Source organism: Escherichia sp. AM3, from assembly GCF_032029835.1.
Classification (GTDB): Bacteria; Pseudomonadota; Gammaproteobacteria; order Enterobacterales; family Enterobacteriaceae; genus Escherichia; species Escherichia coli.
On the sequence record NZ_JAVUPQ010001185.1, the window covers coordinates 1 to 249 of the forward strand.

The 249-nt window shown below is 58.2% G+C and carries 1 pseudogene; it reads left to right on the plus strand.

The annotated features are described in order from the left end of the window. Positions 1-249: pseudogene (locus RTW80_RS30245) on the plus strand (ornithine decarboxylase); the annotation flags it as partial.

The window sequence follows — 249 nt, forward strand, 5'->3', positions numbered from 1 at the left end:
GTTTATTCGTCCGTTCGTGCCGGAGACGGTGGATGGCCGTCCATGGGAAAGCTGGGATACGGCAGAGATTGCGACCGATCTGCGCTTCTTCCATTTCGTTCCGGGCGAACGCTGGCACGCCTTTGAGGGATACGCCGAGCATCAGTATTTTATCGATCCCTGCAAACTGCTGCTAACTACGCCGGGCATCAACGCCCGCACCGGTGAGTACGATGATTTCGGCGTGCCCGCGACCATCCTCGCCAACTT